Origin of the sequence: Leptotrichia hongkongensis (genome assembly GCF_041538065.1) — a bacterium.
GTDB classification, from domain to species: domain Bacteria; phylum Fusobacteriota; class Fusobacteriia; order Fusobacteriales; family Leptotrichiaceae; genus Leptotrichia; species Leptotrichia hongkongensis.
The window spans coordinates 113,874-135,517 of sequence record NZ_JBGORW010000008.1 but is presented as its reverse complement, the minus strand read 5'-3'; the positions used below and the strand labels follow the sequence as shown (position 1 = coordinate 135,517).

Genomic DNA, 21,644 nt, shown 5'->3' with positions numbered 1-21,644 from the left:
CTCTATTTAAAAGATGAAAATTATATCTTATAATTAATTAAAAATACTAGGTTAATATTCATTATTAGAAAAGTTTGTAATGAATTCTTTATTTAAACGGAATTTAACATGAACTAAAAAAAACAGGGAGTTAAGAATTTAATCCCTGCTTTATAAAATTTATTTAGTTAAATTTATTTAGTTCCTTTAGTTTTCCAAATTTCATTTTCATATTGTGCGATTGTTCTATCTGATGAGAAGAATCCTGCTTTTGCTATGTTGTTTATTACTTTTTTGTACCACAAGTCTTTATTTTCATAGTCTTTAAACATTCTTTCTTTTGTGTTGTAGTAATCTTCAAAGTCGATTAATGTCATAAACCAGTCTTTGTTTATTAATTCATTTTGAAGTCTTTCTAATCTTTCTTTATTTCCTACTTTTAATAATTTGTCTGAAGTTATGAAATCAACTACTTCTTTTATACCATCTTGCTTGTAGTAATCTTTTGAAACATAACCTGATGTTTCGTATAATTTGATTATATCATCACTATTTTTTCCAAAAATATAGATATTTTCATCGCCTACAAGATCGTGAATTTCCACATTAGCTCCATCCATTGTTCCAAGAGTCAATGCTCCATTTAGCATAAATTTCATATTTCCAGTTCCACTGGCTTCTTTTGAAGCAAGCGAGATTTGCTCAGAAATATCTGTTGCTGGAATAATTTTTTCAGCTAATCCTACATTATAGTTTTCAACTAGGTAAACATTTAAGTATTTGTTTACTTCTGAATCATTGTTTATTATTTCTGATAGACAAAGTATTAAGTGGATTATGTCTTGAGCAATGATGTAGGCTGGTGCAGCTTTTCCACCAAATAATACTGTTATCTTTCTTTCTGGTAATTTTCCATTTTTAATGTCTAAATATTTTTTAATTACATACAAAGCGTTCATTTGTTGACGTTTATATTCGTGGAATCTCTTAATTTGAGTATCAATGATACTGTTTTCGTCAATAACGATTCCTTGTGTATGTTGTAAATATTTTTTCAATTTAATTTTATTTTCGTGTTTAATTTGTGATAATTTTTCATAAACATTTTTATCATCAACATATTTTAAAAGTTCTTTTAGATTTTCAGCATCTGTTAAATATCCTGTACCAATTAATTCTTTCAAATAGTCTGCCAAGTCTTCGTTACAGCTTTCAAGCCATCTTCTGAATGTGATACCATTTGTTTTGTTGTTAAATTTGTTTGGATAAATTTCATAAAATTCTTTAAGTTCACTATTTTTCAAGATTTCAGTATGCAAATAAGCAACTCCGTTTACACTTGAAGAAAAATGAATATCCATATTTGCCATGTGAACTCTGTTTTGATTATCTATAATTTGTACTTTTTCATCTGAATATTTAGCTTTTATGACTTTATCCAATTTTTTTATAATTTCAACAATGTTCGGCACAACTTCTTCTAAGTAGTCTAGAGGCCATTTTTCCAATGCTTCTGCTAAAATTGTGTGATTTGTGTATCCTGTCATTTTTGTTACAATTTCTGTTGCTTCTTCAAAAGAAATATTATGCTCTTCTGTCATAATACGAATTAATTCAGGAATTACCATACTTGGATGCGTATCGTTAATTTGAACAAATGCATAGTCTGCTAAATCGTGAATGTTGCTTCCTTTTTCAGTTGCTTCAGCAATAATCAATCTTGCTGCATTTGACACCATGAAATATTGTTGATAAATACGTAACAATTCCCCTTTTTTTGTACTGTCGTCAGGATATAGGAATAATGTTAGATTTTTTTCAATATTTTCTTCATCGAATGATATTCCATTTTTTATCAAATTGTAGTCAATGCTTTCAATATCAAACAAATTCAAATAATTTTTTGTATCTTTTTCATATCCTAAAATATCAATTCTTTTTAATTTTGAATGTAAACTGAAGTTTTTGAATTTCACTTCATATCCAATATTTGTATCTCTTAACCAGCTTTGATCTTCTATCCAGTAGTTTGGTTCAGCTGTTTGTTCATTGTTTTTAAAAATTTGCTTAAATAGTCCGCAGTGATAGTTAAGTCCAACTCCTTCTCCATTGATTCCTAAAGTTGACATTGAATCAACAAAGCACGAAGCAAGTCTTCCAAGTCCACCATTTCCTAATGAAGGTTCCACTTCTATTTCTTCGATATGGCTCAAGTTTTTTCCTGCTGCCTTCAATTCTTCCCTTACTTCTTTGTAAATTCCCAAATTAATCAAATTATTTGATAATAATTTTCCGATTAAGAACTCTGCAGAAATATAGTATATTTTCTTTTTAGATTTATTAGGTGTTTTTTCATCTGCTCTTTCTTTAACATATTCCAGTAATTTGTAATAAATTTCTTGATTTGTCATTTCGTTTAAATTTTTTTCATTTTTTTTCTTTAAAAAATCTGTAAAATTATAACTCACTGTTTTAATTATTTCCTTTCAAATAAATTTTTGTTTTTTATAATAAATTTAATGGTTTAACCACTTCAAAATTGGATTATTATTATAATAAATAAACTTGTGATTTAAGCAATTTAATTATAAGTTATATCCAATTTTAAAGTTGTTTTACTATGTTGCCATATTATATAATTTATTTTAAAGTTTGTCAAGACGTTTACGTAAATGTCGAAAGATTAGGGTATGAAAAGACTTGAGGAAATAAAAGTTGGTTAATTTATTATTTAAAGGTTATATTTTTAGAAAAATTGGTTTTCATTCTTCATTGGAAAAGTTTGTAATATACTCGAACCTATTTAAAATTGAACTGATAGAAATTATATAATTTAGGGTTTGAGTAAAATAGTCATAATTTTTGAGTTCTATTTTAAACTAGTTTTACTATAAATTCATTATTTGGAATAAAATTGCTGTAAGTTTGAATGTATTTAATGTATTTATAAAAAAGAAAAACTCAGAAAATTTCTGAGTCTAGGTAGGCCTTGGTATAAGCCGGATTCTGTATTTGTTAATCATTTATCTAAATCAATAATTGCTTATGGATTTTAGCGAGCTACCAATCAAGTCAAGACGGGCCGCCTCTTAATAACTTTCTGCTTGCTCTTGCTTTGGGAGGGGTTTACCTAGCTAATTTAATCTCTTAAACTACTGGTAGTCTCTTACACTACCTTTTCACCCTTACCTGAAAAAGACAGGCGGTTTCTTTTCTGTGGCACTTTCCTTAAGATTTCTCCCAGCAGCCGTTAGCTGCCTCCCTTGCCCTGCAAAGTCCAGACTTTCCTCTTAAAAATAAATTTTCAAGCGATTAACTCCAAAACCTGAATTTATAGTAACATTTTTTATCTATTCTTGTCAATTTATTTCTATTTCAAAAAAGATTATAATTTTTTAGAAAATAATCAATAGTAAAAAAATATACCTATTATATAGTAAAACTGCTTTAAAACTAAACTCAAAAGGCTATGACTATTTTACTCAAACCCTAAATCAATATAATTTTTAGTAGTTTAATTTTAAATAGGTTTGAGTATATTTTTAAAATATTATCGGAAACAAATGTTTAATATAAAATTTAAATTCCGTTATTTATATATTGAAAACGAATTATGTTTAATCAAAATAAAAAGTTAAAAAAACAAATTACAGTTGTAAAAATCAGAAAAAAATGCTAAAATACGAAAAATACAATGATTAAAAAATCATAATATGTAAAAATAAAACTGGAGGAGTAGAATGACTGAATTGGAAAAATCAAAGGCGATTATTCAATATATTGCTGATGCCAAGAAGACCACACCTGTGGAACTTTATACAGATGAAGACATAAAAAATGCTTATTCTTGTAAAGTAATAGGAAAAGAAGGCTTAAAGATAGTTTTTGGAGATTGGGAAGAAATTGAAAAAATTATTAGTGAAAATAATCTTAATAATTATTATCTGAAAAATGATAGAAGAAATTCTGGTGTTCCTATGCTTGATATTAAAAATATTAATGCAAGAATTGAGCCAGGAGTGTTTATTCGTGATAAAGTAACCATTGGAGACAGAGCTGTTATAATGATGGGAGCTGTTATAAATATCGGTGCTGAGATTGGTGAAGGAACAATGATTGATATGAACGTTGTACTTGGTGGACGTGCAAAAGTTGGTAAAAATTGTCACATTGGTGCAGGAGCTGTACTTGCAGGAGTTATTGAGCCACCTTCGGCAGATCCAGTAGTTATTGAAGACGATGTAGTTATTGGAGCGAATGCTGTTGTACTGGAAGGTGTAAGAGTAGGAAAAGGTTCGGTTGTTGCAGCTGGAGCGATTGTTACAGAAAACGTGCCAGAAGGTGTTGTTGTAGCTGGAACGCCTGCTAGAATCATAAAAGGTGTAGATGCAAAGACTGCTTCAAAAACAGAATTAGTTGATGCTTTGAGAAATATTTAGTACTTTTTTATAAAAAGACGAATAAAAAAGCAATTCTTAGAATTATTTACGCAACTTTATAAGTAAAATCAAATTTAAAAATGATAAAATAAGTTTGTGAAATAAATGTGTACATTTAAATAAAAGGATAAATTCAAATTATTTAGGAGGAAAAATGAAAAAAATATTACTAATAGGAGCTATTTTAGTAACAGGGGCAATTTCATTTGCTGATGGAAAATCAGATTATGAAAAAGCAGTAAAACTAGCAGGAGAGAAAAAAGTAGCTGAAGCAGTAAAGGTATTGGAAGGAGTTGCTAAAGGAACAGATGCTGCTTATGCACAAAAAGCTAATCTTGAATTAGGGGCATATTATTTGCAAGAAAATAAAGTAGCTCAAGCAAAACCTTATTTACAAGCTGCTTGGGGAAATGGAAAATCTACAAATGCAGAAGCTATTGAAGCTGCAAGATTACTTTACTTAGTGGGAATTCAACAAAAAAATAAAGCTGAAGCTGAAAAATATATTCTTTGGACAGATGAAAAATCTGGTGGAAGTAATGCTGACATAGTATCAAGCTTAATTATCTTCTATTTTGATAATAACGAACAATCAAAAGGAACAGCAAGATACAATAAAGCAGTACAATCTTCAAATAAAGATTTTGTAGCTGAAGTAAATTACAACATTGGACAATATTATTTAACAAAAAATAACAATGCACAAGCTAAATCATATTTACAAAAAGCATACACTGGAGCGAAAGATCGTGTAAATGGAGCAGGAATCTTGCTAGCTGAAATTGCTATGAATGAAAAGAATCCAGCACAAGCTGAAAAATATTTATTAGAAATGAATACAGCTTCACAAGGTAAAAATGGACAAATCTTAGGAATGTTAGGTACTTTCTACCTGCAGCAAAATAATCCTGCAAAAGCTGAGGAATATTTAGCAAAAACTGTAGCTGCAGAACCTAAGAATACAAGTGCAAAAATTTTATTGTTAGGAATTTATGAAGTGCAAAACAATACTGCAAAATTAAATTCAATTTATAGTCAATTAAAATCAGCTAAAGTTACAAACAGACAAATTGGAACTTATTTCGGAGGAGTTGGAGCAGGAGCGTTAGCTGAAAAATATTTACAAAAAGCTATAACTGAAGACAAGGACAACACTGCAAAAGTTGTTTTGGGACAAGTTTACGCAGGACAAGGAAAAAAAGCTGAAGCAGTTAAAATTTTACAAGAAGCTGTAAATAACAAGGTAAGTGGGGCAGCAGAAGTTTTAAAACAAGTTCAAGCGATGAAGAAATAAGTTAAATAAAAAATTGTAAACTATAAAATTATTTGGTATAATTAGGCAAGGCATCTTAATTGTGAATATTAAGATAAATTGCCTATTTTTTTGGAAAATTTATTAAAAATCAAATTTATAAAAGGAAGTGAGAACAATAAAAATAAATAAAAAATTGTTACTATTAGGACTATTAACAACTAGTTTAACATTAAATGCCGCATACAATACAACAAGAAGTAGTTCAGGCGTAAGTACAAAAATAAAAAATGTTGTAGATTCTCAGAGTTCAAAAAATAATACAGTAAATGAAATTATAATTCCAAAAGGACTAAAACCAGGCGATACAATTGGTTTAATAGCACCTGCAAACTATACTAACGAAAATAGTTACGCAGAAATAGAATATTTGACAAGCAGAGGATTTAATGTTGTATATGGACAGTCATTTTCATCAAGATGGTACGGATTTGGAGGAACTGACGATGTAAGAGCAAAAGATATAAATGATATGTTTGCAAATCCTAAGATTAATGCTATTTTTGCTGTACGTGGCGGATATGGCGGAATTAGAATTGTAGATAAATTAAATTATGACGTAATCAAGAAAAATCCTAAAATTATTTCAGGATTTAGCGATAATACAACTTTATTACTCGCAATTAATGAAAAAACTGGGCTTGTGACATTTCACGGACCTATGGCAGATAATTTGAAAAATATTCCGCCAGTTACAGAAAATGCCTTTAATAAAGCTTTTACAAGTAATGAGTCGTATAATTTGTTAGGTTTTGATGATACTTATTCAATCATGAAAACTGGACGTGGAAGCGGAAGGATTACTGGTGGAAATTTGTCATTAGTAGTTGCTACACTTGGAACAGACCACGAAATTAATACAGATGGGAAAATATTATTTCTAGAAGAAACAAACGAAGCAAGCTATCGTGTGGACAGAATGTTGAAACAATTAAAACTGGCTGGAAAATTTGATAAATTACAGGGAATCATATTAGGAGATTTTAAGAATCCTAAACAGTCAGATCCAACAGATATGACTATTGATGAAGTTTTTTATGATAACTTTGGGAAATTAAATGTTCCGATTGTAAAAAATTTCAAATCTGGACACGTAAGACCATTTATTACCGTGCCAATTGGAGCAAAAGCCAGTATGGATACTTACAAACGTGAAATTTTAATAGAAAAAGCTACAAAGTAAATAAAAAAATACACTATTAATAAAGTAAAATTTATTTTTTAGTGTATTTTTTAATTAATATATTTAGTTTAAAATTATTTTAAGATTCCTATTAAATCTGTCAATAAGAATGGAATAAATACTTCCCCATCAGCAAAATTAGAAGCTTCACCTTTATTGTAAATAAAGATAATAGAATCATTTTCCATGTAGAAATTTTGCTGTTTTACAATTGCATCAAATTTATCAACTTGAGGAAGACCAAACTGTTTAAATTTATTATTAATTGCACTTGATAGAGAAGATTCAAATCCATCGGCAAATAGGTCTTTAAGCTGTAAAACTTTTCCATTTTTTAAGTTGAATGTCATTGCATTGTGAAGTTTTGCTTTTTGTCCTGTATCGTTGTCTGTTAATTCAATTGTAAATAAAATACTTACAAATGAACTGTTGTTTGCTGTTACATCGTAAGAAACATTATAAGAAATATGTTTTGTAGATTTATAATCAGAGATAAATCTTGTTACATTTGTATTCATATTTTTAGTAACAGTAGAATTTCTACCAGCAAATACAGGATATGAAATTCTTGATTTATTTTCAATTTTTGTTTTTGGAGTAACTCTTACAATACTCGCTGATGTTGGAGAAAAATCTCGAAATGTAAAAGTAGTATCAATTTTTTCCTTTGCAAATGACACATTAAATAAAAGCAATGTCATAAAAAATAATGTTAGTTTTTTCATTTTTATAATCACCTCAAAATTTATTTTTTGTTTTTAGTATATTATATACTAAATTTTATAAATAAGCAAACTTTTTTCGCATGGATTTATTTTTTCTAAAATACAGTATTCCTTTTCAATAGTGTTTAATCTAAAACTATTAACTAATTATAGTTAAACTAAAAATAATTGTAATTTTTTAGAAATGAAATTTCTTTTTAATATTAAAGACCATTTAAATAACGAAATTATTACAAACTTTTCCGACAAAGGATAAAAACCTACTATTTCAAAATAATAAAAATACAATTTTCATTTTTAAACATAGTTTAGTACAAACTAGTCCATAGGAGTATTTTTTGCTGGTAATGAGTAATCCTGCGAAAATAAAAGAGAAAAACTTTACTAACAATGACTTGATTCATAAAAATAAAAAGAAAAGTTAAAAAATAATTGCAAAATTGGACTAGAAAATATATAATTATATATATGTAATTGAAATTTTATAATGAAACAAAAAATGAAAAAGTTATAAAGTTTCTTAATTTGGAGGGAAAAATGACAAAAAATATGAAAACAATGGATGGTAACCAAGCTGCAGCTCACATAGCTTACGCATTTACGGAAGTTGCTGGAATTTATCCGATTACTCCGTCATCAACTATGTCAGAGCTTGTAGATCAATGGGCATCATACGGAAAGGAAAATTTATTTGGAATGCCAGTAAAGGTTGTGGAAATGCAATCAGAGGCTGGAGCTGCAGGAATTGTACACGGATCATTACAAACTGGAGCTTTGACCACTACGTTTACTGCTTCTCAAGGATTACTATTAAAAATACCTAATATGTATAAAATAGCTGGGGAATTGCTTCCAGGTGTAATGCACGTGGCGGCAAGAGCTATTTCTACACAGGCGTTATCAATATTTGGAGATCATCAGGATATTTACTCGGCTAGAATGACAGGATGGACTATGCTTGCGACAAGTTCAGTTCAGGAAGTTATGGATCTTGCTGGAATTGCACATTTGGCAGCAATTAAGTCGAGAGTGCCGGTAATGCATTTTTTTGATGGATTTAGGACTTCGCATGAGATAAATAAAATAGAGGTTATGGATTATGAGTTTCTTGAAAGCCTGCTTGATAAAAAAGCTGTTCAGGAATTTAGGGAAAGAGCATTGAATCCAGAAAATCCTGTAACAAGGGGAACAGCTCAGAATGACGATATTTATTTTCAGGCAAGAGAAGCCCAAAATAAATTTTATGAAGCTGTACCTGATATTGTAAATGACTATATGAAAAAAATTAGCGAAAAGACAGGACGGAACTATGCACCTTTTGTTTATTATGGATCAGAAACTGCTGAAAGAGTTATTATTGCAATGGGGTCTGTAAATGAAACAATAAAGGAAGTTGTGGATTATCTGAATAAAAATGGGGAAAATGTAGGTGTACTGAATGTTCATTTGTATCGTCCTTTCTCCAGCAAGTATTTTTTTGATGCAATGCCAAAAAGTGTGAAAAAGATTGCTGTGCTTGACAGGACAAAAGAGCCTGGAGCATTGGGTGAGCCATTATATATGGATGTAAAGGCACTTTACTATGGACGTGAAAATGCACCTGAAATTGTTGGTGGAAGATATGGACTGTCATCAAAGGATACAACGCCAGAGCAAATTATAGCAGTGTTCAAGAATATTGCACAAAAAGAGCCTAAAAATAATTTTACAATTGGAATTATTGATGATGTAACGTTTACATCTCTTGCGCTTGAAGATGAAGTGTTTACTGGAAATGAAGATGTAAAAGAATGTCTGTTCTTTGGGCTTGGTTCAGATGGAACAGTTGGAGCAAATAAAAATTCGATAAAAATTATTGGAGATAAGACAGATTTGTATGCACAGGGATATTTTGCGTACGATTCAAAAAAAGCTGGAGGAGTGACAAGATCTCATTTGAGATTCAGTAAAAATCCAATTCGCTCAACTTACTTGGTTACAAGACCTAATTTTGTAGCCTGTTCGGCACCTGCATATCTTGGGAAATATGATATGATTTCTGGATTGAAAGAAGGAGGGATATTCCTCTTAAATACAATCTGGGAAAAGGAAAAATTGATTCCAAGTATTCCGAATGAGATAAAAAGGGAACTAGCTAGAAAAAAAATCAAATTTTTCATTATAAATGCTACAAAATTAGCTAAAGAAATTGGATTAGGAAATAGAACAAACACTATTATGCAATCAGCCTTTTTCTATCTTTCAGAAGTAATTCCTCATGAAGAAGCAAAGGAATACATGAAAGAGTATGCAGAAAAAAGTTACGGAAGAAAAGGACAGGATATTGTTCAACAAAACTGGAATGCTATTGATAGGGGAATTGACGGTCTGGAAGAAGTTGAAGTATTGCCAGAATGGGCAGACCTTGAAGTCAATGAGCAAATTATTGAAGCTGCAAAACCTGAATTTATCAAAAAGATTGCAGATCCGATTAACCATATGAAAGGTAATGAATTACCAGTTTCCTCAATTATAGAAAATGGAATGGTAGATGGAAGCTTCCAGCATGGAACAGCACATTATGAAAAAAGAGGAATCGCTGATGAAGTGCCGGAATGGCAACCAGACATGTGTATCCAATGTAATCAATGTGCGTATGTATGTCCTCACGCTGTAATACGTCCGTTTCTGCTTGATGAAGAAGAAATGAAAAAGGCACCAGAAGGAATGCCTACGATAAAAGCTCTTGGTAGAGGAATGGATGGACTTGAATATAAGATTCAGGTATCGCCTCTGGACTGTACAGGATGTAGTGCCTGTGTAGATGTTTGTCCTGCACCACGTGGAAAAGCCATTGTTATGAAATCTACTCAGTCTCAAATTGAAAGAAATGAAATTGAATACACAGATTACTTGTTTAACAATGTTTCATACAAAGATAAGATTTTAGGAAAAAATACTGTAAAAGGCTCACAATTTGCAAAACCTCTATTTGAATTTTCTGGAGCGTGTGCAGGTTGTGGAGAAACACCTTATATCAAATTGGTAACACAGTTATTTGGGGAACGTATGATTGTGGCAAATGCTACAGGATGTTCTTCAATTTATGGAGCTTCTGCACCATCTTCACCTTATACAACTGCTGAAAGTGGCTGTGGGCCTGCATGGGCCTCTTCACTATTTGAAGATAATGCTGAATATGGGTATGGAATGTTTCAGGCTGTAAATACAATTCGACTTAGAATTTTAAAAAGAATGGAAGAAATAAAGGCTGATGTTTCAACAGAACTTTCTGATTTATTTACTTTATTTGCAGATAACTTTTATGATGGAGACAAGACTACGGAAATACGTGATGAACTAGTAACTTTGATGGAAAAGGAAAAGTCTAAGAATCCAAATGAGAAAGTAAAAAACAACATAGCTGAAATATTGGAACTAAAACAATATCTAATCAAAAAATCTATCTGGATGTTTGGAGGAGATGGATGGGCTTATGATATTGGATTTGGTGGACTTGACCACGTATTGGCTTCTGGAGATGATGTCAATATGCTTGTACTTGACACTGAAGTTTACTCAAATACAGGAGGACAGGCTTCAAAAGCATCAAAAGCAGGAGCAGTAGCAAAATTTTCTGCTTCTGGAAAGCCAACTAAGAAAAAGGATTTGGCTGCAATACTTATGACTTATGGAAATATCTATGTAGCAAAAGTTTCAATGGGTGCAAATCAAAATCAGACACTAAAAGCAATAAGAGAAGCAGAGTCTTATCCAGGACCATCAATAATAATTGCTTATTCACCTTGTATAGAGCATGGAATAAAAGCTGGAATGGGTAAATTCCAGACAGAAGAAAAACTTGCAACAGAAGTAGGATACTGGCCAATTTTCAGATATGATCCAAGGCTCGCTGAAAAAGGGAAAAATCCACTGCAGTTAGATACACGAAATCCCGCTTGGGACAAATATGAAGATTTCCTATTAGGAGAACGAAGATACGCAACCCTAGCCGCAGAATTTCCTGAAAAAGCTAAAGAATTACTTGAAGCAAACTTGAAAAATGCCAAAGACAACTGGAACTACTATAAACGAATGGCAGCAATGGATTATTCAACAGAAGAATAAAATTAAATTAAAATAAAATTTATTTTTCATAAAAAGAAATTCCCCTTTATTTTAGGGGTTTTTCTTATTTTTTAGAAAAAAATTAGAATAGCTGGCATTTATTTTGATAAAAAAATGTGGTAAAATTATGTAGATATTTAAATAATTTATTTTAGTTTATTTAGGTTAATAATTATTTTTTTATTTATATATTTAAGGGGAGAGTTACAAAAAAGTTTATTAAGAGGGGAAAAAACTATGAGAAATACGAAATGGGCTACAAAAATTATTCCTAATCCACGACAGGAGAGGGAATATATTGAAAGAGACAATAAGCAGAAAAATGATGAAAAAACAAAAAAATTGAAAAAAAGTAAGACTGAAAAACAGAATTTTGAAAATACGAATTTAAGTTCGGTAATTGATAATGATATTTTGAAAATACTTTATTCACGTGGTATAACGACAGACAAGGAAATAAGGGAGTTTTTGAATCCAAAACTTGAAAACATTCAGAATCCTTATGGACTGCAGGATATGGAAAAGACAGTTTTGGAAATTGAAAAGGCGATAAAGGAACAAAAAAATATTTGGATATACGGGGATTATGATGTGGATGGAATTACTTCGACATCTATTTTGTATATGGCATTAAAGGAGCTTGGGGCAGAAAATGTGAATTATTATATTCCAATTCGAGATGAAGGGTATGGATTGAATAATGAAGCATTGAAAAAAATAAAAGAATCTGGGGCAGATTTGGTAATTACTGTGGATTGTGGAATTACAGCGTTTCCTGAAGTGGAGTTTGCAAATTCTATAAATTTACCGATAATTATTACTGATCACCATAATTTAAATGGGGACAAAGTTCCAGATGCTATCACGGTTGTGAACCCGAAACGTCCTGAAAATGAATTTTCCTTTGAATTTCTAGCGGGAGTAGGGACTATTTTTATGGTAATTCTTTGTCTGTACGAAAGAATTGGAAAAAAAGTGAAAGCATATAAATATCTCGATTTAGTAGCAATTGGTACAGTTGCGGATATTGTGCCACTGGTGGAAGAAAACAGAATTTTGACTAAGTTTGGGCTGGAGCAGCTTAGCCGTTCTAAAAATAAGGGGCTTAGATTTTTACTGTATAAATTGTTTAGTACGCAAAATTCAGATTTTAATGAGAAAACTGAGTATAATTCGTATGATGTGGGCTTTATCATAGCACCTGTCTTTAATGCGGCTGGAAGGCTTAAAGATGCAAAAATGGTAGTAAAATTACTAATTTCAGATAATGATAGAGAAATTGAGATAATCGTAAAGGAATTGATTAATAAAAATTTTGAACGTAAAGAATTGCAGAATGAAATTGTGGAAAAAGTGGAAAAACACATTGAAGAAAGCGATTTGAAGGAAGATTATGTGATTGTAGACTATTCGCCTGAATATCATCACGGTGTAATTGGTATAGCGGCTTCCAAAATTGTAGATAAATATTACAAGCCTGCGATTATCATTGAAGTGAAGGAAGATGAAGGAATAGCAGTTGGATCGTGCCGAAGCATTGGGAATTTTAATATTTTAGAGGCGTTGCAGTCAATGCCTGAACTTTTTGTGAAGTTTGGGGGACATTCTGGAGCAGCTGGATTTACGATTGGAATAAAAAATTTGGAATTATTTAGGAAAAAAATAAATAAATTTGCAAAAACAAAACTGAAAGAAGAGGATTTTGTAAAAATAATAGAAATTGATAAGCAAATCCCCATTCAAAAGGTTTCGTACGAATTTTTCCAAATAATAGAACTTTTAAAACCATTTGGCTTTGGAAATCCAATGCCGACGTTCAGAACCAATAACGTACTTTTTGAAAATATAAAATTTATTGGAGAAAATAAAAACCATATAATGTTTGACATAAAGCAAAAAGGATTTTTTAATAAAAATGCTGTCTGGTTTAATTCTGGCGAGTATTTTAAAGAACTGAATGAGAATTTGTTTTACGATATTGTTTATAAATTAAAGACGGAAATGTTTCAGGACAGATATTATACGAAAGTGTATGTTGAGGATGTGAAAGTGTCACAGTTGAAGGACGATACTTTATCTTATTATCATTCGCTTTTTAACACATCTTTCCCGATGAAGTCTGTATTTTATACGAATATTGAGCTGGAAACGGAAAAGAAAATTACAATGAAAATGGAATTTAATCAGGTTTCGCTTTTTCAAGGAAGAAAGTTCATTGGACGGCTTGATTACAGTGTTTCCAACTTGTTAATACTTTTAAATCAGTATTATAACTGGAATTTTACTGTGAAAATGGAGGATGTGAAGCAGGCTTCAAATCATAATATTGTAAATATACTGATAAAAAGAGATTATAATTTTAAATGTTACGATCACACACAAATTGGCATTTTTAAGAAGATAAAAGAATTTTTGATTGGGAAAATGGAGTATAATTCACAGACTAAAGAATTGCTGGCACAGTTTTTTAAGAAAAATAAAAGCTTGATTATAAAAAATATTTTTGATGAAAATGAAAAATATAAATACAAAATGTCAAATTTTGAAAATTTTTTGCTGACAGTTGGAATTTATTATAAAAAAATAACTGATAAAAAAAGTCAGATTGTGATAAGTTCAGATAAAAAGTCAGCTTTTAACAATTTTATAAAATCATATTTTGATATAAATGAAGAATATTCTGAAAACGGCTATCCATTTACATTGTTTTATAATTATAAAGATATAGAACGATTGGAAAATATTATAAAAACAGATTTTTCAATGCAAAACGAAATTAGTTATGAAATTAAGGAAAATAGCCAAAATCTTGAAGTTAATGAAGAACCAAAACAGCTGGAATACAAGAAAATTGAAAAAATAGAGTTTAAAAATAATGAAAATGTGGAAAACTCCGAGAGTATTGTGGAAAAACAGCAGGAAAATACAGAAAAGTTAAGTGAAGATGAAAAACAGGAAGTGGAGAAAAGATTTTGCGTAATAATAAATTCTAAAGATTTTATGATAAAAACAGATGATTTGGACAGAAATAATATTGAAGAGATAGATACGAAAATTGAAGTGCCAGAAAATATAATATTTTTAGAAAATTCAACGAAGAAGGAGAGAAAAAATGCAAAAAATATTTTTGTAGAATATTTACCGATTGAAGAAAAAATGAAATTGAAAAAGTTGCTTACTGATGGAGAAAAGATTTATTCTGATTATTCGGTTAATGAGATTTTGTAAAAGTAAATAATGATACAGATATTTGATTAGCAAAAAATCTTGATTTGTTGTTAAAAAAATTCGAGAAAAAAAGTGTTGTAAAACAATATATATGTAACAAGAATAAAAAAAATAAAATTAAGAAATATAATATTAGTCAGATTTTATAAACACTTTGAAATAATGAATTTAAAAAATAGGAGGAAATATGGAAAAACTAAAAAAGGCTATTTTGGTTTACAATCCAAAATCTGGAAATGCCAATATAATTTTAAGCAATTTTGATTTAATCACGACAAAACTGCTGGAAAAAGGGATTACATTGACACTTTATAGTATAAATAAGGATTATGACCTGTTTACAGAAATTTTAAAAAATGAAAAATATGATATTTTGATTTTATCAGGTGGAGATGGAACATTAAGCCGTTGTTTAAGCGAACTTTATTCTAAAAATATTGAATTTCCAGAAGTTGCAATATTTCCGACAGGAACATCAAACGACTTTGCGAAAGCATTGAAAATCGAAGAAAACATTGAGAACTGGATAGAAAAAATTACAGATAAAACTGCCAAAAACATTGATTTTGGGTTAATCAATGGAAAAACTGTGTTCTTGTCATCGTATGCTGGCGGACTATTTACCAAAATTTCCTACAATACAGACAAAACGTTGAAAAAAACATTTGGAAAAATTGCCTATTACATAAATGGACTTGGAGAACTTACAAATATAAAGACTTTTGACTTGGATATTGTGTTGGATGGAAATGAGAAAGTGAAGGAAAAGGCTATTTTATATGCAATTCTGAATGGGAAAAGTGTTGGAGGATTTGAAAATGTAATTGATGAAGCCAGTATGAATGACGGATTTATGGATATTCTAATTGTAAAAAACATTGACAACCCGCTGGATATTCCAAAAATCCTAATAGACTTAATGAACAGCAACCTAACAAACAACGATTACATCCGAACTTTACAAGCCAAAAAATGTAAAATAAAAAAAGTTTCTGAAGAAATTGACGTAAGCATTGATGGAGAAGAAGGGGAAAACATAGATGTAACAATTGAGTTTATAAGTGGGAAATTAAAAGTTTTTTGTTAAGAATTTATAATATAAGGGAATCTGATTAAAAAAGTTTTTTATTTTGTGTAAACACTACTCAAGTTAGTGTAAAATTAAAAATATAAAAAAGGTACTATTCTTTATCGAATGGGTCTTTTTTTGATATAATTGACTGTCGAGAAATGATACTTTCGTAAACAATAGATGATAATAATGATAAATTGAAATTTGAATGTTTTGGCAGTATGACTATGTTGTTATTGATTTTTAATAGTCAAAATATTGTTACTTTTTGACCGTTATCTGAATTTATCTGATGAGTTTTTATTATTTTTGAGAAGAATATTTTTAATAATATTAAAATTGAATACGATACTTTAAATATTTTTATATACAAAAATAAAAAAAGATTAATAGTATTATAAATTAAAACTAAAAAAATAAATAAATATATAGAATTTTTTTTATAAAATATACTATTAATATTTTGATTTTTTTAATTATACAGCTGATGAAATAAAATAAATATACATTAGAAAATTTTGTTAAAGGTTAAAAATTAAAATATAAAATGTAAATTATAATAAAAAAAGAAAACTTAAAATATCAGTAAACTTTCTATAAAAAAATTTTGAAATTTACAGAAAGTATGGTATAAATATAATATATAAGAATTTTAGACGTATGGAGGAAGAATTATGAATGGATATTTTAGTCTTGTTTTGCATGCGCATTTGCCATATGTAAGACATCCAGAGTATAAAGAATTTTTGGAAGAAGATTGGTTATATGAAGCAATTACAGAAACATACGTTCCTCTACTAGAAATGTTTGAAAGCTTGACAAGGGATAATATTCCTTGGAATATAACAATCACAATGTCTGGAACACTTGTAAATATGTTAAATGATGAGTTATTAAGAGAAAGATATATTCGTCATATAGACAAATTGATTGAATTTTGTGAAAAAGAAGTGGAAAGACTGAGTCCATATCCCGATATGCTAAATGTTGCAAAACACAATCTATGGTTTAATACAAGAGCAAAGAAAGTGTTTGAAGAAAAATACAATAGAGATTTGGTAGGAGCATTTAGAAAATTTCAAAATCAAGGAAATCTTGAAATTATTCCAGTTACAGCAACGCACGGATTTTTGCCAGTAATGAAAGATTATCCTGAAGCAGTAAATGCTCAAGTTTTTATGGCAAAAAAAGATTACATAAAAAACTTTGGAAGAAATCCAAAAGGAATTTGGCTAGCTGAATGTGCTTATTATCCAGGACAGGATAAATTCCTTGAAAAACATGGAATAAGATACTTTTTAGTGGATGCACATGGAATTATGCACAGTAATCCACGTCCAGTTTATGGTATTTATTCACCAGTCTACACAAAAAACTATGTAGCTGCATTTGCAAGAGATTTAGAGTCGTCAGAGCAAGTTTGGAGTTCTGAATCAGGTTATCCAGGAGACGTACTTTACCGTGAATTTCACAAGGATGCTGGTTACGAACTGGATTATGAACTTGTAAAACCTTATTTGCATAGCGATGGAGTAAGAAGAAACATTGGAATAAAATACCATGCGATAACAGATAAAAAAGGAACCTATAAAGCTGTTTATAATCCACAGGCAGCAGCAGAAAGGGCAAAAGAACACGCCTACAACTTTGTCTTCAACCGTTCAAAACAAATAGAATATCTCGCTTCAAAAATGAAATACAGAAAACCTATTGTAGTGTCACCTTATGATGCCGAACTATACGGACATTGGTGGTATGAAGGGCCAATATTCCTAGAATGGGTATTCAGAGCAATAGCAGAATCTAATTTTTCTACAATAACACCATACAAATATTTAGAATTATATCCTACAAATCAAATAGTTGACGTAAGCATGTCAAGCTGGGGAGCAAACGGCTATTATGATGTTTGGATAGATAGCTCAAATGATTACGCCTACAGACATTTACATAAAGCAGCACAAAAAATGATAGAATTAGCAAACGGAAGAGAACCATACAACGAATTAGAATACAGAGCATTGAATCAAGCCGCAAGAGAGTTATTGATGGCACAGACTTCTTGCTGGGAATTTATAATGTATACAGGAACAATGGTTGGTTATGCTCACAAGAAAATAAGTGATCATGTCCATAGATTGTTCAAAATTTATGAAGATTTCAAAAACGGAAGATTAGATGAAGGATGGATAAATGAAATCGAAAGTAGAGATAATATCTTTCCTGAAATTGAATACAGAATGTATAGAAGTGACTGGTTATAATTTAAATAATAAAAATTAATATAATTTAAGGAATGTTTTTTATAATTTTTTATAAGAGCATTCCTTTTTAATATTAATTAAATTGATAAATATTTTTATTTGATTTTGAGGTTAAATTAGTATAAAATATATTTAAAAGAGAAAAATTATTTTTTCTAAATTTAGATTGTTTTTATTAATAATTTTTATTTTTAAAATTTTATTTTTGAGGTTATTTTAAGCAAGGACATCAGACGCCATGCCCTTGCATCTCCGCTTTTCGAATTTTAATTTTACAGCAAAAGACAAAACTCGCTTTTAACAAAAGTTATTTTAGCCTCATAAAGTTATTATAAATTTAAGAAAGATAGAAAAGTTCAAACAAGTTATCTTTTACTGAAAAATTAAAATCTCGGAAATTTATAACAGATATTTTTTAGATTCAAATTTTGTTTATTTTTTATTTCAAAAAAACTCAGATAAGTCAGGGATAATGCGTAGCACTTTTGCTATTATGATTATTTGAATATATATAATCATTGTTGCAAAACAAAGGGAAATAGCAATCAAAATAATTTGAAAGTAATAATTTAATAAATAGAAATTAATACTAGAAAAAAATTTTTAATAGATAATATAGAAAGAGAGAGAGAAAAGCATGGAGAAGATAATAGGGATAAATCCAGTAATTGAAGTATTGAAATCAGATAAAAATATTGAGAAACTGGAAATTTATAAGAAGATAAAGAAAGAAACAATCAAGGAAATATTGAATTTGGCAAGTAGAAGGAATATAAAGATTTTTTATACTGATAGACGGACTGAAAATTCACAAGGGGTTGTGGCACTTGTTTCGGAATTTGATTATTATGTGGATTTTTCTGCGTTTTTGGAAAAGCTTTTGAGAAAAGAAAAGTCAAGAGTAGTTGTGCTGGATCAGGTTCAGGATCCAAGAAACTTTGGGGCGATTATAAGAAGTGCAGAGTGCTTTGGAGTGGATGGTATTATTATTCAGGATAGAAATAGTGTAAAAGTTACAGAAACAGTTGTAAAATCATCAACAGGAGCAATTGAGCATGTGGATATTGTAAAAGTTACCAATATTTCTGATACGATTGACAAATTAAAAAAATATGGTTTTACAGTTTACGGTGCAGAAGCTGACGGGCAAAATTATTATTATGAGGAAAATTACCCAGAAAAAGCATGTCTTGTACTTGGAAGCGAAGGAAATGGAATGCGTAAAAAAGTAAAGGAACATTGCGACAAGATTGTAAAAATACACTTGAAAGGCCAAATAAACTCGCTGAATGTATCTGTGGCTGGAGGAATAATATTGGCGGAGATGTCGAAATAGTAAGATTTGGAATTTTCTCATTGAAAAAAGTTAGTTAATATAAAAGTAAAAGTTATAAAATTCCGAAAAAAAAGTATTTTATTTATAATAATAAGAGGTCAAGATTCTTTGGCAGAGGATAGAGAAAAGTAAGAAAAATAAAAATATAAAAATATTGTATTTATTAGAAGTTTTAGACTTTTACAAATAATTAATAAAAAATGTTTGATAGGAGAGAATTTTAATGGAAAAGCAAAAATATATTTTAAATAATACTTATGGAATCAATGGGATAGAAAAAATATCTTTAAAGGAAATAATGAAAATTTTTTCTGTACCTGAAGAAGTAGAAATGAAATTGAGTGATGATAAAATAACAATATCAATAGATTTGATATATAAAGGATTGAAAATATACTATTCATTATATTTTTTTGTTGAAAATCTTAAAAAACCAGAGAATCAATCTTTGACTTTTTGTATGGAAAAATTGTACTTGAATAATCGGGAAAGTATAAAAGTGGGAGATGAAATAAAGACAGTTCTTCCTAAAATAAGGAAATATCTTAAAAGAAACAATAAAAATTTGAATTTTAAATATGAAGAAGATAAATTTTTTGGGGAGTATTTATTTGATGATGGAAATATTCATATCTTTTTTGAAAAATTTGGGAGCAAAAAAGTAATGGATGATATAATGATAAGTTTGCCTTATGAAGATATATTGCCAGAAAATAAGGAAGTTTTGGCAGAAATTAGTAAAATAATGGAGATAAAAAATAAAATAGATGAATTATTTTGGGATGAATAAAAAAGAGCCGATTAATTGTAAAATTGAAAAAATGTAATATAAATGCTTGAAGATGTGATTGAATGTTTTCAAAATATAGAAAAATAGGATCTTAATATTTCCTCTAAATTTTTACAATATCGAGACTTGAAAATTAAAGAAAAATATGGTATTATTATATGAAATATTGAAAATAATCATAGTTATAAATAGAAAGGAGCATAGGCAATTATGAAAAAAGATTTACATCCATCATACGGATTTGTAGTATTTGAAGATACAAGTAACGGAGAAAAATTCTTAGGAAAATCAACTAAAACTTCTAAAGAAACTACAACTTTTGAAGGGCAAGAATATCCAGTAATAAAAGTTGCAACAAGTTCAACTTCTCACCCATTCTATACTGGAAAATCTAAATTTGTTGATGAAACTGGAAGAGTTGATAAATTTAAGAAAAAATACAACTTATAATTTTGAAAATATTGAAAACAGGGATAACTTATTCTCTGTTTTTTATTTAACTTGATTTTTCTGTTAATATAATTTTAATGGTTGACAATATATTTAATATTTGTTATGATATATGAAATAATTAGTAGGATAGCAGGATAGTAGGAGATTAAATTTATTGAAAAATAAAAATTTTAAAAGGTAATTTAGTAGTTTAAAAAAGTAGTAGTGTTGAAGATTTGAAGGATTTACAAAAGAATAGAGATTTTATAGTTAATTGATTTTAAGTAATTTTGAAAAAATATAAGATTTGAGATTAATTAAGTGTAATTGCTGGATGTAGAGGTTTAAAGTATAATAATTGCTTGATAATTTAAAAATATTTTTGTAATTTTGACTTATTTAAGTAAATTTTATAAATTTTAACTATGTGAATAAACTATTAAAGTATCGTAAAATGTAGAAATAAATATTATGTATAAATATTATCCTCTCCTAAAGTTGTTTTAAGAGAGTTTTTTTTTACAAAAATTTAGTTAAAAAATTAGGAAATACATAAAAAAGGTAAAATATAGTTACTTGAGTTTCAGAGCAAGAAAATTATGAAATACAAAGGAATTAACTTTGAAGAAGTTATTTTTGAAGCAAATATATTTAAAAATGCGAAGTAAGTTTACAAAAAATTTTAGGAAAATATTAAAGTGTACGAGAATATGCTTTGTAAAAAATTAAGAATAAAGCTACAATTAGCAAATTTTATAGTTAGCATAAAAGTAGAAT

Annotated in this window: 12 protein-coding genes and 1 other RNA gene; 10 read left to right on the top strand and 3 right to left on the bottom strand. The window is 29.0% G+C overall.

Translation table 11 applies throughout. The annotated features are described in order from the left end of the window. Nucleotides 1-173: 173 nt before the first annotated feature. Together glgP and rnpB are read right to left on the bottom strand one after the other, a co-directional pair. A complete protein-coding gene (gene glgP, locus ACEG17_RS07565) occupies nucleotides 174-2,447 on the bottom strand; it encodes a glycogen/starch/alpha-glucan family phosphorylase (protein ID WP_372583221.1) in 2,274 nt (757 codons plus the stop codon). A gap of 511 nt (nucleotides 2,448-2,958) precedes the next feature. After that, an RNA gene (gene rnpB / locus ACEG17_RS07560) (RNase P RNA component class A) lies at nucleotides 2,959-3,307 on the bottom strand. Between the two features lie 412 nt (nucleotides 3,308-3,719). On the opposite strand from rnpB, the gene dapD reads away from it, so the two are divergent. From dapD to ACEG17_RS07545, 3 genes are all read left to right on the top strand, one after another. Beyond that, nucleotides 3,720-4,418 (top strand): 2,3,4,5-tetrahydropyridine-2,6-dicarboxylate N-acetyltransferase, encoded by a 699-nt coding sequence (dapD, locus tag ACEG17_RS07555; RefSeq protein ID WP_299574622.1) that lies wholly within the window; start codon nucleotides 3,720-3,722, stop codon nucleotides 4,416-4,418. Between the two features lie 154 nt (nucleotides 4,419-4,572). Beyond that, nucleotides 4,573-5,712 (top strand): hypothetical protein, encoded by a 1,140-nt coding sequence (locus ACEG17_RS07550; RefSeq protein ID WP_372583220.1) that lies wholly within the window; start codon nucleotides 4,573-4,575, stop codon nucleotides 5,710-5,712. Between the two features lie 127 nt (nucleotides 5,713-5,839). Next, entirely contained in the window at nucleotides 5,840-6,913 is a 1,074-nt protein-coding gene (locus tag ACEG17_RS07545; RefSeq protein WP_372583219.1) for a S66 peptidase family protein, read from the top strand. Nucleotides 6,914-6,987: 74 nt separating this feature from the next. Here ACEG17_RS07545 and ACEG17_RS07540 read toward each other — a convergent pair whose 3' ends face one another. Continuing rightward, on the bottom strand, nucleotides 6,988-7,638 hold the full coding sequence (locus tag ACEG17_RS07540; protein ID WP_372583218.1) for an RsiV family protein: 651 nt from the start codon (nucleotides 7,636-7,638) through the stop codon (nucleotides 6,988-6,990). Between the two features lie 537 nt (nucleotides 7,639-8,175). Here ACEG17_RS07540 and nifJ point away from each other — a divergent pair. From nifJ to ACEG17_RS07505, 7 genes are all read left to right on the top strand, one after another. Further along, complete coding sequence (nifJ, locus tag ACEG17_RS07535; protein WP_372583217.1) at nucleotides 8,176-11,745, top strand: pyruvate:ferredoxin (flavodoxin) oxidoreductase; 3,570 nt, start codon at nucleotides 8,176-8,178, stop codon at nucleotides 11,743-11,745. Between the two features lie 237 nt (nucleotides 11,746-11,982). Then, nucleotides 11,983-14,973, top strand: coding sequence for a single-stranded-DNA-specific exonuclease RecJ (recJ, locus tag ACEG17_RS07530; protein WP_372583216.1), 2,991 nt, complete (start codon nucleotides 11,983-11,985; stop codon nucleotides 14,971-14,973). Between the two features lie 187 nt (nucleotides 14,974-15,160). After that, nucleotides 15,161-16,060, top strand: a complete 900-nt coding sequence (locus ACEG17_RS07525) for a diacylglycerol/lipid kinase family protein (RefSeq protein ID WP_372583215.1) — start codon at nucleotides 15,161-15,163, stop codon at nucleotides 16,058-16,060. Nucleotides 16,061-16,719: 659 nt separating this feature from the next. Then, a complete protein-coding gene (locus ACEG17_RS07520; RefSeq protein WP_372583214.1) occupies nucleotides 16,720-18,309 on the top strand; it encodes a glycoside hydrolase family 57 protein in 1,590 nt (529 codons plus the stop codon). Nucleotides 18,310-18,946: 637 nt separating this feature from the next. Continuing rightward, nucleotides 18,947-19,645, top strand: coding sequence for a 23S rRNA (guanosine(2251)-2'-O)-methyltransferase RlmB (gene rlmB / locus ACEG17_RS07515; RefSeq protein WP_372583213.1), 699 nt, complete (start codon nucleotides 18,947-18,949; stop codon nucleotides 19,643-19,645). A gap of 223 nt (nucleotides 19,646-19,868) precedes the next feature. Further along, nucleotides 19,869-20,435 (top strand): hypothetical protein, encoded by a 567-nt coding sequence (locus ACEG17_RS07510; protein ID WP_372583212.1) that lies wholly within the window; start codon nucleotides 19,869-19,871, stop codon nucleotides 20,433-20,435. 210 nt (nucleotides 20,436-20,645) lie between these two features. Then, nucleotides 20,646-20,885: a type B 50S ribosomal protein L31 gene (locus ACEG17_RS07505; protein ID WP_006806019.1), complete on the top strand. Its 240-nt coding sequence runs from the start codon at nucleotides 20,646-20,648 to the stop codon at nucleotides 20,883-20,885. The last annotated feature ends 759 nt before the right edge of the window (nucleotides 20,886-21,644 follow it).

Bases quoted from the DNA above. Each gene is read 5' to 3' on its own strand.
- ACEG17_RS07505 (WP_006806019.1), top strand. From the start codon at position 20,646: ATGAAAAAAGATTTACATCCATCATACGGATTTGTAGTATTTGAAGAT.
- ACEG17_RS07520 (WP_372583214.1), top strand. From the start codon at position 16,720: ATGAATGGATATTTTAGTCTTGTTTTGCATGCGCATTTGCCATATGTA.
- ACEG17_RS07550 (WP_372583220.1), top strand. From the start codon at position 4,573: ATGAAAAAAATATTACTAATAGGAGCTATTTTAGTAACAGGGGCAATT.
- ACEG17_RS07525 (WP_372583215.1), top strand. From the start codon at position 15,161: ATGGAAAAACTAAAAAAGGCTATTTTGGTTTACAATCCAAAATCTGGA.
- ACEG17_RS07510 (WP_372583212.1), top strand. From the start codon at position 19,869: ATGGAAAAGCAAAAATATATTTTAAATAATACTTATGGAATCAATGGG.
- nifJ (WP_372583217.1), top strand. From the start codon at position 8,176: ATGACAAAAAATATGAAAACAATGGATGGTAACCAAGCTGCAGCTCAC.
- ACEG17_RS07540 (WP_372583218.1), bottom strand. From the start codon at position 7,638: ATGAAAAAACTAACATTATTTTTTATGACATTGCTTTTATTTAATGTG.
- rlmB (WP_372583213.1), top strand. From the start codon at position 18,947: ATGGAGAAGATAATAGGGATAAATCCAGTAATTGAAGTATTGAAATCA.
- recJ (WP_372583216.1), top strand. From the start codon at position 11,983: ATGAGAAATACGAAATGGGCTACAAAAATTATTCCTAATCCACGACAG.
- dapD (WP_299574622.1), top strand. From the start codon at position 3,720: ATGACTGAATTGGAAAAATCAAAGGCGATTATTCAATATATTGCTGAT.